Here is a 19,569-nt window from a genome sequence, read left to right on the forward strand (position 1 = left end):
GGCAAGGATGACAGTACTTGATATGGTAGAGGATCTAAAAAGAATGATGGAAGAAGCTAACGTGTCCTTTGAAGAAACGATCGTACAAGCTAGGCAGCTTGAAGTAACAGATCTTGGAGAAGTTTCTACAAAAGTTCAAACAATTCTTGAGTCCTGTAACGAGCTAATTTCACGAGTTAAGAATGTAATTGAACAAGGTGAAGAGATTCAGAACACTGTAGGTCGATAATGAGTGTTCTAGAAAGTTGTAGCGAGCTTCAAGATCTGCTTAACCAAACTTTCGATTTTTGGGGTGAGACTAGAGCCAAAGCTGATCGTCTTCAGAGTGTTGGGCTTGATAATCTCAGTCCTGATGTTCAGTGTGTTATTGAGAACTGCAACGAAGTTGTGAGGCAGCTTGTGGCTGTCTTAAATGTTGCTGATTCTATTCAATCATCGGTAGGCGTTTACAATTTTTTGGCATCTACAGGATTGATATCAACTGTCGTAATTCCCCTCACCTCTACTGCTTATGATGCTTCAGTAGTTTACGATCCTGATCCTACTATTCGGCTTAGTGACCTGAAGGATAATCCAGTCCCTGACCGTTACAAGAATTCAAAGAATAAGGTGCTAGGTGATCTGGGTGAAATAACTGTACTAAAGATGCTAGTTGATCCGGAAGGAGAAGATAGGCTGACTGAGCAGGAAATAGAACTAATTCAGATAAAGCCATCTCTTCAATCAAAAATAAGTTCTAATGAACAAAATCCTGATTTCTATATTCCCTCTCGTAACGTAGTCATTGATGCAAAAGCATGGAAGAAGGTTAAGACATGCAATCTACAAAAAGTCATCAAAAAATATGAAAATCTTGAATGTATGGCGCAAGGCGGTGAAGTACGGCTTTATTTTCCTTCAGACACTTATGAGAACGGCCGACTCCTTTTGAAAAACCTTCACACTCACGTTGATGGCGTTAGAATTCGTATCGTGCCAATGCAGGCAACTTATAGGGATTTAACTTGGCAGCGCGAACTTGTATACTTGTTCTTTAAGTGTTCAGTATTTCTCAAGCCGCGAAACAAATAAAGAACCTGTTAGGAAGCAAGAGTTGAGTGATGTATTTCAAGAACTCGCAGAGTATCGACAGAGATTGGGGCTGTTGATCGCAGGCAGTGAACACGATCGCTCCCATCCGCAACGCCTGCAAGTGAAAACAAATTAGCAGCGTGACAGAAAATCTGCTAGTGTCACGATTTCAATTTCCTGAAAAGGATGAAGTACAAGGAGGTCTTTATCACTGCTGAGGATGCAGGTAGCTCGACCACTGACTGCTAAGCGGATCGACATTTAGATTGATAGCCCGCTTCCTATTGTAAAAGGGTTGCAGAGTTAGCTTGTGCAAGTTGAAAGTCGATTAGCTTAGTTCAAGAAATTTGTCATCTTTTGGATCACGACAAACAGCGATCGCTTCAATAATTTCGACGCTCTCAACTACTGTTTGCAACTCAGCTAGAAATGCGATGCGTAGCTCGATCGCTTCTGCGGTCAAAGCAGCGTCTCCATTCCACACAGGCAGGCTGATTCCCAGGGTTTTGCAGCGTTCTTTTTTGGCAAGTTTGGCACTGGCGGCGGCGGCACGTCTCAAACCATCCAACTTTAGCGCGTCTGATTTGCCCAATCCCACCAAAATCAGCTTGCGAATGGGGCTACCCACAACTCTTGTGGAGACAGTGCTGCCAGGTTTGCCCTTAAATTCAAAATCAGCGACCAAATCTTTAATCGTGCCAGACAGCTTTTCGTCCAGGGCTGCCAGTTCACCCGTGAGTTCGATTTCGTCTTCAAAAATGCCGATCGCCAGACCATCTCCTGACCAGTCGAGCCGCGAAGTTCCCGTTGCTTGTAGCTTCATTACTTACCTTTCTGCTTGGATTCAGTACTGATTTCCAGTATCGATCAAAATTTGGGAAGCGCGGGGCAGATTTGTGACTCAGGCGGATTGTTCACGGCGCAAAATCTCTTCTAGCATCATAGACTGACGATCGACAATGCCAACGAGACGATCGATCTGTCTATCTCGAACTCTAGCCGCTTCATCTAGCTTTGTATTGGTCTCTTTAATGCTGTTATTGGTCTCTTTAATGTTGGCATTGGTCTCTTTAATGTTGACATTGGTTTCCTCAATACCCGCGATCGTTTGCTCAATTCTGTCGCCTAGCTGGTCAAGCTTGATGCCCAATTGCCGATTCGCTTCTTTAATTTCGACGAAACCATAAGTCACAACTTCAGTCAATCTGCCAACTTGGTCGATCAGAATATCAATTTTGCTTTCGGGTAGTCCATTTTCGGTTGTCATGAGTTTTGGCTAGAAAAATAGGTGAAAGCATTTTAGTACCAAACAAGTTCGGGCTCTCCTAGACTTCGTGTGATAATTGTAGAGTAGTGTACATTTCGAGGTTGGGGTATGGACATCTACCTGGATACACTCCTTCACTTACCCTACGTCACCGTCGATGGTTGTCATGAAGTCGATGGAGTCGTTTTTTTGAAACTTAAATGTCTCAATCAAACCATTGCTTGCCCCGATTGTGGAGCGACCTTAGATTGGATTAATCAAACCACCACAGTGCTGATTCGGGACTTGCCGGTCTTTGGCAAGCCGGTCTATCTTCAAGTTCCCCGACGGCAGTTTCAGTGTGAACACTGTCAACGATTTCATAGCGAAGTCTTGGAGTTTATGAGTGGGCGACATGCCTATACGCCTCGTTATGCCCAAGCGATTTACGAACAAGTGAAGCAATCCAGTTTGGAGGAGGTGAGCCGCCGAGAAGGGCTGGGCATTGCCACCGTGCGCCAGATTTTTGATGCCCAGGCGGTTCATACCATAAAAAAGTTGAGCCATTGCCGGAACGTTTAAGCTTGGATGAATTTAGTCAGCACAAGGGGCATCAAGATTTTGTCACAACCGTCGTGGACATCGACCAACATACCCTACTGGATGTACTGGACAGCCACAAACAAGAGGAGGTGAAAGCCATGCTGGAAGCCTATCCTCTCGAAGTCAGAGCAGGGGTGAAAGAAGTGAGTGTGGATAGGTGGGGCGGCTACACCGCAGTCATTGAGGCGGTGTTTCCCAACGCCAAGATTGTCTATGACCGCTTTCATGGGATGCAACATATCAATCGGGAGTTAAATCATTTAAGACGACAGATGAAGGTGAAATTTAAAGGATTACCGCATTTACTGTGGAAGAATCGACAAGAGTTGAGCGATGAGCAAAGACAACGCTTAGATGAAGGGTTGAAAGCATTTCCTTGTTTAACGATTGCGTATGAGTTGAAAGAAGACCTCAGCCAGATTTATGAAAAGTCAAGAACGATCCACTCAGCCAAAATAAAATTTCAGCGATGGCACCGACTGGCTCAGCTTTTTTATCAAGATTCCGCGGACATGATTCGTGAGCACCTGAATGGTATTTGCAATTACTTTGAGCATCGAACCACCAGTGGAGTGACCGAGGGGATCAACACGAAAATTAAGCTCATTAAACGGAAGGGTTACGGTTTTCATAATTTCAAACATTTCCGTTTGAGGCTATTATCTTGCTTTGGTGCTTCACAAAACTCTACACACGAGGTCTAGGAGAGCCGAAGACATCAAGATTTTTGATGAACAACGAGTCATAGAACTTAGTCAAGCGATCGCTAAGAAACTGGGTGTGCTTGTTTTTTGTGATCTCGATCGTAGCTATCGCAACGCCCACAACCTGAGAATTTTAGTTAATGAGAAAGGCAAAGCACCGTCCGTATCGAAAGAGCTTGATTACTCAGCTTTTTGGTGAAATCTAAACCGTAACTGCGCCACCTAGCTCTACGTTGGAGCAGACAATTACAGCAGACCTCCGCATAAGGCTACTACACTCTTTAAACGATCAAATATGATCTAGGCATGGAGTTTGAGTGGGATCAGTCAAAAGCAACCGCGAATCTGAAGAAGAGAGATTATTGTTGGTCACTCTCAGCAAAATCGATTGCGGTTGATTGCCTTTACTGAGCGATCGAGTGGTATCTGTATCATGAGTGCCCGTCTCTACTCGCAAAGAGCGTGAGAATTATGAGCAAAACGTCCTCTGACCCTACACAGAATTCTCAAGACGAGCTTCTAGCCGAATATCGCTTTGATTACCAGAAGACGAAGCCCAATCGGTTTGCTGCTCGTGATGAGACGCAGACCTTAACGGTTGTCGTTCTAGATGAGGATGTAGCTCAGGTTTTTACAACGCCTGAATTCGTGAACAAAGCATTAAGAGCATTGATCGAATCAATGCCATAGCCAGGAAGCCCGCAGCCTAATCCTGTGCTGCAACGGAAGAAACAGAGATCTTGATGGTGAAGCAAAGGTTGTTAGCCATTAAGCTTCACCGTTATTCCACAATCTAAACTTTTGCGGGGTCAGAAAACCGAATCTTGAGATAGTCGTCTTCCATTTTTGCGCCCGATGGACTGAGCGCGGCTAACGCTTGTGGCAAGACTAGATTGCGTCGATGGTTGCCGATGCGAATGTTTAACTCGTCGCCTGTTTTGCTCAACTCGACCTGACTTTTGGCAATTCCTGGTAAGTAGAGTTCCAGGTTGTAGCCGCCTTGCTCTGGCACCACTCGCAGCGTCGTTTCTTTGTAGTAGACTTGCGCGGGATCTTCATCGCCGGGGTAGAGGGTTTCTTTGAGGCGATCGAGCGCTTCCAGTCCGCACATCTCCTCTGAATACAACGGCACTTCTTTGACAGGCAAGGGCGAAAAGTTGTCGTGAATTTCTTGACGATATTGCGTTTGGTTTTCCTTCCAGCGTTGAAAGAAGGGATCGGTGACGGATTCTGGAATGATGCGATTGGCGACGATCATATCGGTTGCAACATTGTACAAACTCAGATAGGCGTGGGCCCGCAGCGATTCTTTGATCACCATTTTTTCAGGGTTTGTGATCAGTCGGACTGAAGTTTGTGTGTTGTCGGTCAAGACTTTTTCGAGCGCTTCGATCTGCTCATAAAACTCATAGGGCGCATCCATGACTTCTTTGTCAGGCAGCGAGAAGCCTACTAAGGGACGAAAAATCGGTTCTACTAAGGGACGCAGCGCGACCGAAATTCCCTGTAATGGCTTGTAGAATTTTCGCATGTACCATCCGCCAACTTCAGGCAGGCTGAGGAGTCGTAGAGCCGTCCCAGTTGGGGCGGAGTCAATGATCAAGACATCAAACGTGCCTTCGTCGTAGTGCCGCTTCATCCGCACCAGTCCAAAGATTTCATCCATGCCTGGCAGAATCGCCAACTCTTCTGCCTGTACGCCTTCTAAGCCTCGTGCCTGCAAAACTTGGCTGATGTAGCGTTTGACGGCTCCCCAGTTGCCTTCTAGCTCCATCAGGGCATCTAATTCTGCGCCCCAGAGATTAGGGCGGACGAGCTTAGGTTCGTGGCCCAACTCCAGGTCAAAACTGTCTGCGAGCGAGTGAGCCGGATCGGTACTCAGGACAAGGGTTCGATAACCAAGTTCAGCACATTTTAGTCCGGTGGCGGCGGCTACAGAGGTTTTGCCTACGCCTCCTTTGCCTGTCATCAAAATTACGCGCATGGTCGATCGAGTCCTGTCTGAGAATTGTTTACATTCGTTTACCTAACCCATTGTCTCACAGGAAACCAGGTTTGTGCCTCTACGCAAAGGGCGACCTGAGAAAGTCCTCCTCCCTCCTCCCTCCTCCCTCTCGCTAGTACGATCGTCCTCAAATTCCCGCTAGCGCTCGATCCCTCTGTACCAGCCAAAACCCTAGATTCCACGCGGCCTTCAGCCCCACGAAAGCCTCCCAATATGATAAAATTTAGACATTCGTAGACCTGGCGAGTATACTTTCTAGGTTTCTTCTGTTCGCGGGTCAAAATTCACACTTTCGGAGCTTTTCACGATATGACATTCTCCCAGGAGCCGCCTTCTCAAGATCGGATCGTCCCTACAGATCTCCGGGGTGAGATGCAGCGATCGTACCTGGAATACGCGATGAGCGTGATCGTAGGGCGGGCGCTACCCGATGCTAGAGATGGTCTAAAACCGGTGCATCGTCGCATCCTCTACGCCATGCACGAACTGGGGCTGAGCGCCGATCGCCCCTTTCGTAAATGTGCGCGGGTGGTCGGGGAGGTGTTGGGTAAATTTCACCCTCACGGCGATACGGCGGTTTATGACGCTTTGGTGCGGATGGCGCAAGACTTCTCAATGCGGACTCCGTTGATCAGTGGTCATGGTAACTTTGGGTCGATCGACAATGACCCGCCTGCCGCGATGCGATATACCGAGTGTCGTCTGGCAGCGCTGACAGGGAACGCTCTGTTGCGAGATATTGAGGCTGAAACGGTTGACTTCGCCGATAACTTTGATGGCTCTCAGCAAGAACCGACCGTCCTTCCAGCGCGGATTCCTCAACTATTGCTGAATGGATCTTCGGGGATTGCAGTCGGCATGGCAACGAATATTCCGCCGCACAATTTAGGCGAGATTATCGATGGCTTGGTTGCGCTGATTCACAATCCCGATCTGACCGATTTGGAGTTGATGCAGTACATTCCTGGCCCTGACTTTCCCACGGGGGGGCAGATTCTCGGTCGCAGTGGAATTCGAGATGCGTATACGACGGGTCGCGGTTCTGTCACCATGCGCGGAGTGGCGACGATCGAAACTATCGAACATCGCGGCCGACCCGATCGCGAAGCCATCATCGTTACCGAGTTGCCCTACCAAACCAATAAAGCAGCCCTGATCGAAAAGATTGCCGAACTGGTCAACGACAAGAAAATTGACGGCATTTCTGACATTCGAGACGAGAGCGATCGCGATGGCATGAGAATTGTGATCGAGTTGCGTCGGGATGCCTACCCGCGTGTCGTCTTGAACAACCTGTACAAGCAAACCCCCATCCAGTCCAACTTTGGGGCGAACATGCTGGCGCTGGTTAATAACGAACCGCAACTGCTGACGATTCGCAGCTTTCTACAAGTCTTTTTGGATTTTCGGATTGAGACGATCGCCCGTCGGACTCGCTGGCAGCTTCGCAAAGCCGAAGAACGTGACCATCTGCTGCAAGGTTTGCTGATTGCCTTGGCGAATCTCGATCGCATCATTGCCCTGATTCGTCACGCCGCCGACGCGCCTACCGCCAAACAAGAACTGATCGAATCCTACGGTCTATCTGAAGCGCAAGCGGATGCGATTCTGCAAATGCAACTGCGTCGATTGACGGCCTTAGAAGCCGAGAAGATTCAGCAAGAACACGATGATTTGCAGACTCAAATTGCTGACCTGCAAGACATTCTCGCCCGACGCGAACGAGTTCTCGAAATCATCGAAACCGAGGTCACCGAACTGCGGGCCGCCCACGCCAATCCTCGTCGCACCATTATCGAACAGTCTGAAGATGAGCTAGGCGACATTGACTTAATTGCCAACGAAAAAGCGGTGATTCTCCTCACGGAGCAAGGCTACATCAAGCGGATGCCCGTCGATGCGTTTGAGTCTCAAAATCGGGCGACTCGTGGCAAAGCAGGAGCGCGGATGAAAGAAGACGACGCGGTGGAGCATTTTCTCACCTGTTGCGATCACGATAGCGTTTTGTTCTTTAGCGATCGCGGCGTTGTCTACCATGCCAAAGCTTACCAGATTCACACCGCATCTCGGACGGCGAGAGGAATGCCGATCGTGCAGCTTCTGCCGATTCCTCATGACGAAAAAATCACTTCGATCATTCCCGTCAGCGAGTTTAGCGACAACGAATATCTGGTGATGTTGACCAACAAGGGCTACATCAAAAAGACGGCTCTCGCTGCGTTTGGTAACATTCGCGCCAACGGACTGATCGCGATTTCACTGGAGGAAGGCGATCAACTGCGCTGGGTGCGGCTGGCCTGTGTTGATGACAGCATCATTATTGGGACGAGTCAGGGGCGATCAATTCACTTCCGCGTCAATCACGAACAGCTTCGGCCGTTGGGTCGGGCCACGCGTGGGGTGCGATCGATGTCGCTTCGCAAGGGTGACAGTCTGGTGGGGATGGCGATTCTTCCGGGTCAGATTGTGGCAGATGTGGCACAGGCACAAGAAGCCGGGCTGATTGATGAAGAGGTCGAAATTGATGAAGATGTGATGCTAGACGAGACGGCTGATTCTGAAACCGCAGAACTCAAGGCACCCTCTGGGCCGTGGATTTTGGTCGTGACGAATGGCGGCTACGGTAAGCGAGTTCCGGTGACGCAGTTCCGATTGCAAAATCGAGCAGGAATGGGGATTGTGGTGACCAAGTTCCGCAAAAAAGGGGACACCCTCGCTGCCCTACACATCGTCAACGAAGGCGCAGAATTGATGATGGTCACGAGTCGTGGTATCATCATTCGACAAGCGGTTAATGCGATTTCGTCTCAGTCTCGTGCGGCGACTGGGGTGCGTGTCCAACGGTTAGATGAAGATGATGCGATCGCGGCTGTGGCGATCGTGCCTCCGACCAATGGAGAAGAAGCGCTAGAATTGGCTGCCAGCGGACTTGTGGCGGATGTCATAGCAGATGAATCGGTCACAACTGAACCTGAGACAGATACACCCGACGCAACAGACGAATAATCTTATCAAAGTTTAAACGCCTCCTGGGGTAGAGCAATCTGCCCCTTTTTTTGCGTTTAGAAGGGAGACTTTGAATCTGGTTTACTCCCTTTTTGAGGTGAGTTTGATGGAATTTTCTCGCTTCGTTCTTTGGTGCTTCTGCCCCCCAACTCCCCAATTCTGGGGAACTTTCAGATTAGATTGCCGCTCAACGTCCAGCGTTTAAAGTCCAAAGCGCTGTCATAATCGCCAAAGCAACCGACATCAGCCTTGCAGAACATCACGAAGCAATAAGAATCGTTGCGATCGCACCCTCTTTAGTTTCAGTTCAAAATCTCTACATCGCCCGTCAGCCTTGAATTTCAGCCACTTGATCCTCTGCAAATTCTGGATTGGAGCGATCGCCCACGATTTCACCATCTTTGAGACAATCAGAAAGCGATAAAACCCCATCGGGAAGCGGACACCAGGGATAGTTCCCCACACCCACCCCCTCAACATTAAGGAAGACACCGTATGAAATTGGCTTACTGGATGTATGCAGGCCCCGCCCACATTGGCACCCTCCGCGTTTCCAGTTCTTTCAAAAATGTTCATGCCATCATGCACGCCCCGATCGGCGATGACTACTTTAATGTCATGCGATCAATGTTGGAGCGCGATCGCAACTTTACGCCTGTGACCATTAGCTCGGTCGATCGCAATGTGCTGGCACGCGGTTCTCAAGAAAAAGTAGTAGACAACATCACCCGCAAAGATGCTGAAGAACACCCTGATCTGATTGTGCTGACTCCCACCTGCACGTCGAGCATTTTGCAAGAAGACTTGGGAAATTTTGTGCAACGAGCGCAGCTAGATTCTAAAGGCGATGTGCTGTTGGCAGATGTCAATCACTATCGCTATAACGAATTGCAGGCAGCCGATCGGACTCTCCAACAGATCGTGCAATACTACATCGCCAAAGCTAAAAAGAAGGGCGAACTGCCCGAAGGCAAAACTGCGAACCCTTCAGTTAACATTATTGGAATCTCTTCTCTTGGCTTCCATAATCACCACGATTGTACCGAACTGAAGCGATTGATGGCAGATTTGGGAATCGAAGTGAATGCTGTGATCCCAGAGGGAGCCTCGGTTCTAGAGCTAAAAAATCTGCCCAAAGCCTGGTTTAATCTGGTGCCTTATCGAGAAATGGGCTTAATGGCGGCGCAGTTTTTGCAAGAAGAATTTGACATGCCGTTTGTGGACATTACCCCGATGGGTGTGGTAGAAACGGCTCGCTGCATTCGCAAAATTCAAGCAGTGCTGAATGCTCAAGGAGCAGCTGTTGACTACGCAGAGTTCATCGAAAATCAAACGCTGCATGTGTCTCAAGCCGCCTGGTTTTCACGCTCGATCGATTGCCAAAATCTCACAGGCAAAAAAGCCGTCGTCTTTGGTGACAACACTCACGCTGCCGCAATGACCAAAATTTTGTCACGGGAAATGGGCATTCACGTTGTCATGGCCGGAACGTATTGCAAATACGATGAGAAATGGTTTCGCGATCAGGTGAGTGAATACTGCGATGAAGTCCTGATCAGCGATGATAACGGCGCAATTGCAGACGCGATAGCTCGTATCGAACCCTCCGCCATTTTTGGCACCCAGATGGAACGCCACGTCGGTAAACGGTTACGCATTCCCTGCGGTGTGATTTCGGCTCCCATTCATGTGCAAGACTTCCCGATCGGCTACAAACCCTTCCTTGCCTATGAGGGCACCAATCAAGTCGCTGATCTGGTCTACAACTCCTTCACATTGGGCATGGAAGATCACCTGTTAGAAATCTTCGGCGGACACGACACCAAAGAAGTCATTACCAAGGGCATGTCTGCCGATTCGGATATGAACTGGACGAAGGACGCTCAAGCCGAATTGAATAAAGTTCCTGGATTTGTGCGCGGCAAAATCAAACGTAATACCGAGAAGTTTGCTCGTGAGCGGGGACTTTCTGAGATTACCGTTGAGGCGATGTACGCGGCCAAAGAGGCGGTGGGAGCGTAGGCTTCTCGAAGGGATGAAGGATGAGGGATGAGGGATGAAAAAATTGCTTCCATTGGTTTGGGAGTGTCTACATCCCTCATTTTGTTTTTGTCAGACTACTAGCGTTTTTGGGGGGCAATCGCGTCCCCTATTTTTATGAACGATCAGGGAATTCAAAAGATTATCAAAATGCTGTTAATTAACTCAAACACAGGCAGCTATCACGAAGGCGGGCGTTCTGAATAATTAGAACTGTTATGATCAATTCAGTCTCTCTAGCGATCTCCTATGGTCTTATCAACACCGCAGACGCAAACCTTAAAGCTTCACATGATGCTTCAGCAAACTGAAACTGGACAAGTTATGGCATCGGTTGTAGAAATGCCCGACTGTCGGGTGACAGCAGCTACGCGAGAAGACGCGATCGATCAGTTGCGTCAAATGGTGACTGAGCATTTAAACCATGCACAGGTTATGCCGTTAGATATAGAGATTGTATTATCTCACTCGACTAAAAATCCTTGGACTGAGTTTATTGGGCTGTATGAAGGGGATGCTGATTTTGCTGAAATTACAGCAGAACTGAGACGAGAACGCGGATTTGACGAAATGGAACTAATGGAATGACGCTTTGGCTTTTAGACACAGATACAGCTTCTTTGCTGTTGCAGAGACATCCAGTGGTGAGCCAGTATATTGTGGTAAATGGAGTCGATGTTGCAATTTCGATCGTGACGGTTCAAGAGCTTTTTAATGGTTGGATTGTCCGAATTAACAGTGCTAAAAGCACAGAAGAACTTGTTAAGCTCTATGAAAAGTTTTATAAGACAATTCTACTTTGTAAGAAAGTGCCAATTCTAGGTTTTGAGGTGACTGCCTCTAAGCAGTTGGCAAAACTTCTACAAGAGAAACCTTCATTGTCGAAACAAAAATTGCAGAGAGATATGCGGATTGCTGCAATTGCACTCTCTCAAAATGCAACATTAGTAACGCGCAACTACCGTGACTTTTCCCAGGTTCCAAACCTCTTGATTGAAGATTGGACGGTGTAAACGATCGCTCTACCGTCAATCCAGAATAGCTTTAAGTGATATCCATCTAGAATCGCGATCGGGTTAGACATCTTCCACAGATGAAACTCATCGAAAAATTTATTTGAAATTCTATATAAATCTCATGATCGCCAGCGTTGGACTCGTATAAGGCAATGTTGGGTGCAGTTCTCATGTGAACTTAGAGGAGGTAGAAATGCAGTTACCCGATGAGCAACCTAAGTATGAGTTGACGGCGCTGGATTTAGAACTGCGCGAGTTGATTGAGCAAGGCGTTGATTTTGCACCTGGTGGTTTAGCGCGACGCAGGTTATACCACGAGTTAGTTAGACGGATTCAAGAGGCAGACGTTCTCTATCATCCGACGGCAGAGGAGCAGCCTTTTTATGCAGATGCACTGTCGAGAATGTGGGACTATTTCTTTACCCATTTGTGGGAGTCTGAGCAATACCGCCCGTTTAGTCAACCAGGTTATTGGGTAATCGGACGACTCAACAAACGGCTAAAAAACGAACTGCAAGATCTGCGATCGCAGCCTGCCCAATAAGCCCAAACTCGACCCCTGTTCAACGTAAATTCAATGCAATTCTTCGTTGTGATTCTCCATCCAAAAATGCTCCCTAAGTCTTCTCCAAGTGAGGGACTTTGACCTAGAATTCCTGTCTTATTGTTGTGCAATGGTTGTGCAAATGATCATTCTGGATATTTCTTTGACCACGCTTCCAAAAAGCCCAGGGTGACTCTGGATGAATTGCTTTCGGCAAGTCCACTAGCAAACAGCGCGCTGACATCGGTAGAATCGTCGCCTCCGGCCAGGTCTGATAAGCTGCGGAAGGCAATAAACGGAATTTCGTTGGCATAAGCGACATGGGCAAACGCCGTCGTTTCCATATCCACCGACACGGCGCGAATGGTATTGAACACATATCGGCGATAGTCAGGATTTGCCAAAAACGCTGGCCCAGAGATGCCCCGACCTCCCCGGCGGATTCGCGGCTGAACGGCCACACAGAGCGATGGATTTTTGGGGCCACAGCGATCGAGCTTAGGCGCAACGGTCTGAGCCACCGCATACATTTCTGGGTCAGCCGCATAGTCAAACTTAAACTCGCCGTTGGGAAAGTTGGAGTTGTTGCGAACAAAGGTATCGCGCATAAATAAACCTGTCCCCACCGGCCCATTAGGAGTCGGAATCTGAAAATCAGAATTAGGCTGACTGGTAAATCGAGACAGCTTTAACCCCAGGCAAGACAAGTCTCTCGGCGTTCCGCAGGGGGCAGGTACGGCGCTGTTGGCGCTCCAATACACTTCTAGCGGCTGTGCCCAGCGTCTAGGAATCATCACATCGCCCACTTTGTAATCAGGATTGACCCCACCCGCAATGCCGCTCAACAGCAGATGATGAATATTGAAATGGTCGATCGTCAGTTGCGTCACCATCGTCGCATTCTCGATACTAATCCCCGTCAAGACAATCACCACACGCTTACCTCTGAGAATGCCCGTTGTATAGACATTGCCGTTGACGATATATTCCTGCTTATTGGTGGTTTCTGCTAAGAGAACTTCTGCCTCACCGCCAAACGCTGAAACAATCCCAATCCGGGGTTGACACTCGGTTAGACAGCCTTTGGGTTTTTTGGGTTGGGCGTTGAGTTGGGTGGCACTCAGCGTTAGACAAAATAGGGCGACAGCGCAGGCGCGTTTGATTCTCGAAAAAGGCATTGGCATCTCCTGATACGGTAGATTTCATCTCTGATTTTTCATCGCAGATCGACAAACGATCGAGATCGATCGCAGCTCTTAGCAACCCTGAGTAGATGCTGAATCAATCAATCGTCTTTGCTTTTCGTGGCGAAAGGATCTAAGTCGGGAGAGAATATGATCTGAAATCAATCCTCAACCCAGCAAAATGCCCTCAGCTTGACAGATAAATCCAGACTTCGTTTAGCTAATCACAGGATTGTCGGAGATGTTGTATTTTTTAATACCGTAGAGATTCAGCGCAATGTTGTGATTTGTGCTGTCTTTGCTGTTGTGAAATCAATTGATAAGACGTGTAATCTTGTGTTGCAACAGGTGTTTTTAGATCAACATTTGTGAAGCCCCTTCAGAAGCTTCTTAGCGTTTCAGCTAGATACTTAGGATCGTGAATTAAACAACCTGTAATTCTCGCGGTTTCGCTTCGTTTGATTCGGCTTCTGCCCCCTAAATTCCCCAAATTTGGCGGACTTTGAACCGCGAAACTGCCTTAAATTCTAGAATGTCTGCTTTCTCAAAGTCTCCCAGACTGGGGGATTTAGGGGGCGAAGCAACCAGGCAATCATCAATCTTATTCAATTCACGATCCTTAGTGTCAGTTCGACGACGCTCTTTCGCTTCGTGATTCAAGTTTTCTGCTCCCCAAGCTGCCAATTCTGGGGGACTTTCGATCAAGATTTCTGGTTCAAAAAGCCCCTCACGAGTGACAACCTGACTCGTTGACCAAATCGAACAATCCCATGAAATCCACGTTATTTGATGGTGATTATTTGATGGTGACTATTTGATGGTGCAGCAAGGGACGATCGCTCCAGAGTGAACTAGCTTTTCTTGTTGCAAGAGATCAGTCCAGGCGGCGGCGGTTGCCGGGTCTTTCTGCGCTTGTAGTTGAAGTCCTAAAGTGGTTAGACTGTCGTACCAGATGCCGTTTTCAGCGTAGAGAGTTGCTTTTTCTAATGGCGTGGCAGCAGCGATTTGAGCTTGCAGTTTGGGAGACAAGACCGATCGCGTCATTCTGCCTCGAAGGGTTATAGGCTCGTCTGGCTCTTGAGGGTCGCAGTAAATCGAGACTGTCCAGCGATAAGTTTGATTAACCTTTAAGCCAGTTGTCGGTGGTACAGAAAGACTGATGACTCCAGGCGGCGTTTTGGGTGCTTTGAATCGGGTCTTCAGAATTGGGTTTCCAGCTTCGTCGCGCAACACCCACGCGATCGCCACCCCTGCTTCTAACCCCTGCGGCAAATTGAGCCAGAGTGTGGGTTGATCGCTCGTCGTCAATCCCCAACCCGATTGGGGAAGCAGGGCATTCACCGCTTCATACGGACGACACGCGCCTCGACTACCTCCCCCTTGTCCACGTCCACCCGGTTCGCCCGGATCAGGAGGAGTCGGCGGCACAAAGCGAATCGATTTTGCCGGGCGTTTTTGGGCAGGTTTTTGAGGTGTGGCGATAGGTTTGGATTGAGCTTGAGGCACTGTAAAAACGTTCAAAATTAGAATCAAAATTACTGTGCTGGTTTGGAAAAACGATTTCATAATTTCCTGAGTTTAAGAATGAGGGAGGAGGGAGGAGGAGGAGGAGGAGGGAGGAGGGAGGAGGGATGGTTGTGTTTGCCTTTCGGCTGGTCGGGTTATGGAGTCTCTCAGAATTGGGAGGTTGGGGGCAGGAGATTTAACCAACGACGCAAAAAACTTGATCGAGTTCACTTGTATTTGATTAACGGAATGCTGGTCAAAACTAATGTCAGAACAGGCGGCACGATCGGCACCCATCCCCCTTGTAAAAAGAGCAGCCAGCCCAGTCCGGTGAGGAGGACGATCGCTAAAACTCCACTGCCTACTAGAGCTAGTTTTTCAAATCGCCAGCCGAGGATTCCGCCTACAAGCGACCAGCCGCCGATCCAAATTACTTCGCCCCACTGACTCCACACCCACAGCAAGGGACGACCATCAAATACCACGCTGAGAATTTGGCTGACCATTTGCGCCTGAATCAACACGCCAGGAAGTTTGCTCGATAGAGAAGTGCCATAGGGAGTTGACCAGTAATCGCCACTGTTGGGAGACGCAACGCCAATCAACACAATACGATCGCGAATGGCACGAGGATTGACCTGTCCATTGAGAATTTGCGTCAGTGTGACTTGTTGTGCGATTGCTTGAGGGTGACGGTAGTTGAGCAGAATTTGATTGCCGCGAGTATCGATCGTTTGGTAGCCGCCGACTCGCCCTTCAAAACTCGGAAAGGTGACGTTCTTTAATTGCAGGTCGCCGTCGGGAGTAAATTTGGGCGCAATGTCCCGCGCATTTAAGTAGCGAAACGCAAGCTGAAGATTGAAGGCATAGGCAGGCGTGCAGGGAGAAGTCGGATTGGGCGACATAAACAGCAGGTGACGGCGAATGGCTCCATCTGAATCCTGGACAAAATCACTAAAGCCAACTTGTTCTTCGGGCACTTCGGGCGGGGGCAAAATCCCGGCGGGGTCATCGGGCGGAGCCGGACGCTTGCAGATGGCGATCAGGTTGGGTTGATTTAACTGCTGCTTTAAGTCTGGAGAACTAGCCGGAAAATCTCGGTAAATGTCGAGTCCGATCGCCAACGGTTCAGCGTCTTCTAGTTTGGCGAGGAGGCGGCTGAGGGTACGCTCAGACAGTGATCCTTGACGAGGTTCGGGCCCTTGAGCCTGCATATCTTTTTCGGTGATAGTGACGACCAGCAAACGGGGATCAGGATTTTCGGCGGGGCGCGATCGTGTCAAGGTGTCAAAGGCGGCTAATTCTGTCGGTTGGAGCCAGCCAAGCCAGCGAATTCCGGTGATCAAGCTGGTGACCGCTAAACTGCTGAGAAGAATTTTTTGCAAGTCGTGGCGAGTCGGTCGAGGAAAAGCGATCGCAGGTTTGCCACACCAGTCTTGCCAGGTTGGGGGCACTTCGGCAGGGTTTTGACAAATGACGGGGAGCCAGGTGGCGCAAGGGAAATCGGCTTCTAACGGCTGTAATTTTTCGCGGGCTTCTCGAACGGCGGTGTAGAGCGACTGTCCACTAGAAAAGGCGGTGAGAAAGTGTTTGAGAAATTCTTGAGCGACGCGATCGGGCACCGATTCTCGCATGACAATCACTTGAGGCAAATGCAGATCGGCCAGATCTCGCGCCAGTCCCAGCCCATCACAGGAATTAAAAATTGCCAGCTTTAACCCATTGGCGATCGCTTTGCGGAGTCCGTATTTAAGCTGGTCAATCGTCAGACTTTCGGTGTGGTTAATTTGAATGCGTCCTTTGCCTTGACTAGAACTGTGTCCCGCAAAAAACAGCACATCCCATCCGGGTTGCCAAAGCTGTTGGGTTAAGTCTTTTGCTTGTGGTTCGACTAAAAATTTGAGTTCGGTTCGAGGAAGCTGTTTGAGGAGTTGTTGGTCACGATCAAGATCGATTCCTTTACGATCGCCCAAGATTGCTAGAATCTTAACTTTGGTATTGCTTTTGGCATGATTTGTTTTAATCGCTCTCGTATATTCAGGTAAGCTTAAAGCGATTTCTACTTTTGGATAGTCTTCTAAAAAATCCCATAAGCACCAGGGTAATTTTAGCAATTCTGAATTATCTGCCACGACAATCACTCGAATCTCATCAAACTGATTCAATCGAGTGCGTAGCTGCCGTTCAATTTTTTGAAACTGATGGGTACTGAGCCAGCGATTGATCTCATGTCGTAACTCATCACTCAGACTGCTAAATTCTGAATGCGAAATGTGAGTGAGATCGGCTTCGTCAATGTCAAATTCTGCATTGAATTCTGTCGATCGTCGCCATCCCAAATTGGAATACAACGCCTCATAGAGCGATCGCCAGCGTTCATACAGGTCACCCAATTCTGGCATCGGCGGCAAACTGCCCGTAAACTGCATTGGCTGAGACTGATCCGCTTCCCACAGTTGAGCAATCACATTAGACAAACCCGTCTGCCAGTCACCGTTTCCTAAATTCAAAACAACTAGATGACTCATAGCTGAAAATCTTCTGTGATTACGGTATCGTCGATGGCCACCTGCAAGCTAAACTGAGTCCCCAAAGCTGACCGAAACCGTCGCAGTTGAATCACATCATCCTGGGGCCGAGACTGTACCGATTGAATCATTTCACCCATCGATGAGATCAAAGACAGTTGTAGATTTGCAGGAAGATTGAATGAAGCGTCACGAGATCGAAGCTGCGATCGCACCCCAATTCTGCCGTCGGCTTCGGGTTCTAGAGTGACTAATAATAAGAGGGCGCGATCGGAAAGATTCAATAATTTAACGCGCCTCACGGCCGCCTCACTCAACTCCACTTGCCGCAGATTAAACGCAAATTCGTCGCGTCCCAAAAGGCTCTCTAACGACTGCCAGCCTTCCTCAAACACATTTTGCAACCATTGACCCAGTTGAACTCGTCTGGATGTCGATCCTGAAAGCCGCTGCCGCCAATCTGCTCGTTCCAATAGTGCGCCCCATAAAGCAAACGGCACCTCTAATCGAGGCTGAAGGAGAGCGGGATTGGTGAGCCGTTGGAGTAAATTGTCTGCCTGAGCAGGTTGAATCGTTGGCAAAGGCGCGATCGCTGCCTGAGTCACCTCAGTCGGATTAAGCTGGCGCACCACCCAAAGCACCGTCAAATCTTGAATCAAATCTTGAGCATCCAAACAATAAGTCCGATCGCGCTCATCATAGGTGGCGATCGCTTTAATCTGTTCATGCGTCGTATAGCCCCAAACCCTGACCCAGCCCTCATCAGGATTGACCTGCACTGCTAGATAATAGTCTCCCGCCCAATTCGTCAAATCAACCCATTCTTGAGGAATTCGCAGTTCGCTAGTATCGATCGTTTTATCAGGAATTAAAATCAGCCGCTTGTTGTTTAAACGGTCGCCTAAAGTAATCGCCGTCCCATTCACAAAATTCCACAAACTTGGGTGTAGCGATGCTTGGGGGGCGTAGTGCGATCGTAACCACGGTAAGAATATACTGAGACTAACTTGATTCAAATAAGTGTTCCATTGAGCGGTAACCGTGGTGCAGGATTGAGCGACTTGCCAAGATTCAGACTGCACGTCTGGCAGGATTTCTAGCTGAAGTTGGGTGAGCGTTTGCATGGGGAGGTGACGAGTGAGGAGTGAGGAGTGAGGAGCGAGGAGGGATGATTTTGCCTTCTTCCAGCGTTTAGACTGACTACGGGAGATTGCTGTACCCTGATTGAGCAATGCCGAGGAAGGTGAAAATGAGTGCTAGGAAAGCGTTTTGGTCATCTTTCGTGCCTCATGGTTTCTTGTAGCCATTCTTCTAAAACTGTACTGATATGCTTAATCACGTTGGAGGTGGGCGAGATATGCAGCGTTTCCTGGCTCCATTGGGTGAGAGAGCGTAATAAGGTTTCTCGTGCCTTTGACAGCTTGCGCGATATTGTGTATTGAGGAATGCCGGACTGCTGGGCGATTTGCTGTTGGGTTAAACCAGTTTGATAATAGAGCCGCAGAAGATCCTGAGCTTGAGTATCCAGCTTGCCTAAACTTGCGATCAGAACGGCATGAACTTGACCTTGCTGAGTCTGACGATCGTGCTCCTCTTCTTGAGCAATCAAATCGTTTAACAAAGACTCCTGCATCGGATCAGATAAGTCATCTTGGCGCTCACCCGTCATGTCTCCAGATTTGGGCAAATTGAGCGAGGTCACCGAGGGATACAAATAGTCTCGCGATCGACTCGCACACACAGTCAGCCAGCGTTCGAGTGATTCTGGAGTCGCTTTAGCGCGGTGGGTTTGGGAATTGTAGAGATTGGTAATTGCGATCCAGGTGTCTCGATCGGGGGGAGAACTTTTTCGTAACTCAGGTGATTTTTTAGGAATATAGAGCGACGTAAAACATGTCCATGCCAGTGTGTAATTTTCAATTACCTCGCTATTAATTCCAGCGTTTTCTAAAGATTCGATCAAGCGTTTGCGACTGAGTTTTAGCAGCAATCCCCAATCGGTACAAAAATCAATTTCTCGACGTTGCCGTAAGTAATCACGAATAATGTTGCTAAATGCTGTACTCGCATACGTTTTGAGACTGGCCCGCTGTTCTGGATCACAGGCTTTGAGAAT

Annotated in this window: 18 protein-coding genes and 1 pseudogene; 9 read left to right on the forward strand and 10 right to left on the reverse strand. The window is 48.5% G+C overall.

The annotated features are described in order from the left end of the window. Positions 1–7 precede the first annotated feature (7 nt). Positions 8–229: a hypothetical protein gene (locus tag ACJ2PR_RS23850; protein WP_446878814.1), complete on the forward strand. Its 222-nt coding sequence runs from the start codon at positions 8–10 to the stop codon at positions 227–229. Then, positions 229–1,071 (forward strand): hypothetical protein, encoded by an 843-nt coding sequence (locus ACJ2PR_RS23855; RefSeq protein ID WP_446878815.1) that lies wholly within the window; start codon positions 229–231, stop codon positions 1,069–1,071. The genes ACJ2PR_RS23850 and ACJ2PR_RS23855 overlap by 1 nt, the downstream gene beginning before the upstream one ends. Positions 1,072–1,399: 328 nt before the next feature. Here the strand turns inward: ACJ2PR_RS23855 and ACJ2PR_RS23860 are convergent, their stop codons facing one another. Both ACJ2PR_RS23860 and ACJ2PR_RS23865 read right to left on the reverse strand, forming a co-directional pair. Further along, a complete protein-coding gene (locus ACJ2PR_RS23860; RefSeq protein ID WP_446878816.1) occupies positions 1,400–1,894 on the reverse strand; it encodes a M17 family peptidase N-terminal domain-containing protein in 495 nt (164 codons plus the stop codon). A gap of 78 nt (positions 1,895–1,972) precedes the next feature. Next, positions 1,973–2,338 (reverse strand): hypothetical protein, encoded by a 366-nt coding sequence (locus tag ACJ2PR_RS23865; RefSeq protein ID WP_446875226.1) that lies wholly within the window; start codon positions 2,336–2,338, stop codon positions 1,973–1,975. Positions 2,339–2,446: 108 nt separating this feature from the next. Here ACJ2PR_RS23865 and ACJ2PR_RS23870 point away from each other — a divergent pair. Both ACJ2PR_RS23870 and ACJ2PR_RS23875 read left to right on the forward strand, forming a co-directional pair. Continuing rightward, a pseudogene (locus ACJ2PR_RS23870) lies at positions 2,447–3,624 on the forward strand (ISL3 family transposase). Positions 3,625–4,095: 471 nt separating this feature from the next. Beyond that, positions 4,096–4,314: a hypothetical protein gene (locus ACJ2PR_RS23875; protein ID WP_446878817.1), complete on the forward strand. Its 219-nt coding sequence runs from the start codon at positions 4,096–4,098 to the stop codon at positions 4,312–4,314. Between the two features lie 103 nt (positions 4,315–4,417). On the opposite strand, the gene ACJ2PR_RS23880 is transcribed toward ACJ2PR_RS23875, so the two are convergent. Beyond that, positions 4,418–5,608, reverse strand: coding sequence for a TRC40/GET3/ArsA family transport-energizing ATPase (locus tag ACJ2PR_RS23880; protein WP_446858566.1), 1,191 nt, complete (start codon positions 5,606–5,608; stop codon positions 4,418–4,420). 330 nt (positions 5,609–5,938) lie between these two features. Here ACJ2PR_RS23880 and gyrA point away from each other — a divergent pair, with 330 nt between their 5' ends. After that, entirely contained in the window at positions 5,939–8,635 is a 2,697-nt protein-coding gene (gene gyrA / locus ACJ2PR_RS23885; RefSeq protein WP_446878818.1) for a DNA topoisomerase (ATP-hydrolyzing) subunit A, read from the forward strand. A gap of 328 nt (positions 8,636–8,963) precedes the next feature. Here the strand turns inward: gyrA and ACJ2PR_RS23890 are convergent, their stop codons facing one another. After that, entirely contained in the window at positions 8,964–9,098 is a 135-nt protein-coding gene (locus ACJ2PR_RS23890) for a hypothetical protein (protein WP_446858564.1), read from the reverse strand. A 32-nt stretch (positions 9,099–9,130) separates the two neighbouring features. On the opposite strand from ACJ2PR_RS23890, the gene bchB reads away from it, so the two are divergent. The 4 genes from bchB to ACJ2PR_RS23910 all read left to right on the forward strand — a co-directional run bounded on the left by bchB (position 9,131) and on the right by ACJ2PR_RS23910 (position 12,235). Beyond that, entirely contained in the window at positions 9,131–10,657 is a 1,527-nt protein-coding gene (gene bchB / locus ACJ2PR_RS23895) for a ferredoxin:protochlorophyllide reductase (ATP-dependent) subunit B (RefSeq protein ID WP_446878819.1), read from the forward strand. A gap of 267 nt (positions 10,658–10,924) precedes the next feature. Then, positions 10,925–11,263 (forward strand): hypothetical protein, encoded by a 339-nt coding sequence (locus ACJ2PR_RS23900; RefSeq protein ID WP_446858562.1) that lies wholly within the window; start codon positions 10,925–10,927, stop codon positions 11,261–11,263. After that, complete coding sequence (locus tag ACJ2PR_RS23905; protein ID WP_446878820.1) at positions 11,260–11,688, forward strand: type II toxin-antitoxin system VapC family toxin; 429 nt, start codon at positions 11,260–11,262, stop codon at positions 11,686–11,688. The genes ACJ2PR_RS23900 and ACJ2PR_RS23905 overlap by 4 nt, the downstream gene beginning before the upstream one ends. 196 nt (positions 11,689–11,884) lie before the next feature. Further along, positions 11,885–12,235, forward strand: a complete 351-nt coding sequence (locus ACJ2PR_RS23910; RefSeq protein WP_446878821.1) for a hypothetical protein — start codon at positions 11,885–11,887, stop codon at positions 12,233–12,235. Between the two features lie 146 nt (positions 12,236–12,381). Here the strand turns inward: ACJ2PR_RS23910 and ACJ2PR_RS23915 are convergent, their stop codons facing one another. The 6 genes from ACJ2PR_RS23915 to ACJ2PR_RS23940 form a co-directional block, all read right to left on the reverse strand. Beyond that, positions 12,382–13,413: a 5'-methylthioadenosine/S-adenosylhomocysteine nucleosidase gene (locus ACJ2PR_RS23915; protein WP_446878822.1), complete on the reverse strand. Its 1,032-nt coding sequence runs from the start codon at positions 13,411–13,413 to the stop codon at positions 12,382–12,384. A gap of 483 nt (positions 13,414–13,896) precedes the next feature. After that, on the reverse strand, positions 13,897–14,028 hold the full coding sequence (locus ACJ2PR_RS23920) for a hypothetical protein (protein WP_446878823.1): 132 nt from the start codon (positions 14,026–14,028) through the stop codon (positions 13,897–13,899). Positions 14,029–14,229: 201 nt separating this feature from the next. Further along, on the reverse strand, positions 14,230–14,985 hold the full coding sequence (locus tag ACJ2PR_RS23925) for a DUF928 domain-containing protein (protein WP_446878824.1): 756 nt from the start codon (positions 14,983–14,985) through the stop codon (positions 14,230–14,232). Positions 14,986–15,152: 167 nt separating this feature from the next. Beyond that, entirely contained in the window at positions 15,153–17,453 is a 2,301-nt protein-coding gene (locus tag ACJ2PR_RS23930; protein WP_446878825.1) for a CHASE2 domain-containing protein, read from the reverse strand. Then, positions 17,450–18,685 (reverse strand): DUF1822 family protein, encoded by a 1,236-nt coding sequence (locus tag ACJ2PR_RS23935; RefSeq protein WP_446878826.1) that lies wholly within the window; start codon positions 18,683–18,685, stop codon positions 17,450–17,452. The genes ACJ2PR_RS23930 and ACJ2PR_RS23935 overlap by 4 nt, the downstream gene beginning before the upstream one ends. 41 nt (positions 18,686–18,726) lie before the next feature. Then, the coding region (locus ACJ2PR_RS23940; RefSeq protein ID WP_446878827.1) for a sigma-70 family RNA polymerase sigma factor at positions 18,727–19,569 on the reverse strand (843 nt) is incomplete at its 5' end.

The organism is Phormidesmis sp. 146-33 (assembly GCF_052939515.1).

Excerpts from the sequence above, each read along its gene's own strand:
- ACJ2PR_RS23850 (WP_446878814.1), top strand. The coding sequence starts at position 8 with ATGACAGTACTTGATATGGTAGAGGATCTAAAAAGAATGATGGAAGAA.
- ACJ2PR_RS23855 (WP_446878815.1), top strand. The coding sequence starts at position 229 with ATGAGTGTTCTAGAAAGTTGTAGCGAGCTTCAAGATCTGCTTAACCAA.
- ACJ2PR_RS23860 (WP_446878816.1), bottom strand. The coding sequence starts at position 1,894 with ATGAAGCTACAAGCAACGGGAACTTCGCGGCTCGACTGGTCAGGAGAT.
- ACJ2PR_RS23865 (WP_446875226.1), bottom strand. The coding sequence starts at position 2,338 with ATGACAACCGAAAATGGACTACCCGAAAGCAAAATTGATATTCTGATC.
- ACJ2PR_RS23875 (WP_446878817.1), top strand. The coding sequence starts at position 4,096 with ATGAGCAAAACGTCCTCTGACCCTACACAGAATTCTCAAGACGAGCTT.
- ACJ2PR_RS23880 (WP_446858566.1), bottom strand. The coding sequence starts at position 5,608 with ATGCGCGTAATTTTGATGACAGGCAAAGGAGGCGTAGGCAAAACCTCT.
- gyrA (WP_446878818.1), top strand. The coding sequence starts at position 5,939 with ATGACATTCTCCCAGGAGCCGCCTTCTCAAGATCGGATCGTCCCTACA.
- bchB (WP_446878819.1), top strand. The coding sequence starts at position 9,131 with ATGAAATTGGCTTACTGGATGTATGCAGGCCCCGCCCACATTGGCACC.
- ACJ2PR_RS23900 (WP_446858562.1), top strand. The coding sequence starts at position 10,925 with ATGGTCTTATCAACACCGCAGACGCAAACCTTAAAGCTTCACATGATG.
- ACJ2PR_RS23905 (WP_446878820.1), top strand. The coding sequence starts at position 11,260 with ATGACGCTTTGGCTTTTAGACACAGATACAGCTTCTTTGCTGTTGCAG.
- ACJ2PR_RS23910 (WP_446878821.1), top strand. The coding sequence starts at position 11,885 with ATGCAGTTACCCGATGAGCAACCTAAGTATGAGTTGACGGCGCTGGAT.
- ACJ2PR_RS23915 (WP_446878822.1), bottom strand. The coding sequence starts at position 13,413 with ATGCCTTTTTCGAGAATCAAACGCGCCTGCGCTGTCGCCCTATTTTGT.
- ACJ2PR_RS23925 (WP_446878824.1), bottom strand. The coding sequence starts at position 14,985 with ATGAAATCGTTTTTCCAAACCAGCACAGTAATTTTGATTCTAATTTTG.
- ACJ2PR_RS23930 (WP_446878825.1), bottom strand. The coding sequence starts at position 17,453 with ATGAGTCATCTAGTTGTTTTGAATTTAGGAAACGGTGACTGGCAGACG.